Genomic DNA, 407 nt, shown 5'->3' with positions numbered 1-407 from the left:
ACCGGGCAACGAACGCGATCAGGACCGGTACGTCGACGTCGGCGAGTTCCGGCGCGACGGTGACGTCTGGCACTCCCACGACCACTATCTCGACCTGATCGTCCGCACCGGTCGCGACACCACCGTCGAGGACATCGACGAACTGGTCGTCGCGGTCACCGCCGGTCTGATCGATGCCGGGGCGGCCGAGATCGCGATCGAGACGGCGCTGCGGGCGGTGGACGGCATCGCCGCGCACGGTCACGATCTCGACGCATGGCTCCGGGAGCGGGGCGCGCCCGTCTCCTGGCGCTGACGCTCACGCCGTCGACGTGGGTACCACCTGCACAGAAACACAGGGCACGGGAGCGAAAAAGTTACTGTCGCAAAGGACATGATAATCTGCCTCGGCCGGCGAAGCAGTGCAC

1 protein-coding gene is annotated in these 407 nt (G+C 67.1%); it reads left to right on the top strand.

Annotated elements, in window-relative coordinates:
- Window positions 1-295, top strand: a 295-nt coding sequence (locus tag R1101_RS0125485) for a DUF402 domain-containing protein (protein ID WP_016935880.1), incomplete at its 5' end; no start/stop codon positions are given.
- Window positions 296-407 lie beyond the last annotated feature (112 nt).

Origin of the sequence: Rhodococcus sp. R1101 (assembly GCF_000278445.1) — a bacterium.
In the GTDB taxonomy this organism is placed as follows: domain Bacteria; phylum Actinomycetota; class Actinomycetes; order Mycobacteriales; family Mycobacteriaceae; genus Rhodococcus; species Rhodococcus gordoniae.
The sequence above is the reverse complement of the archived record's forward strand: the minus strand, read 5'-3'. Positions and strand labels throughout refer to the sequence as shown.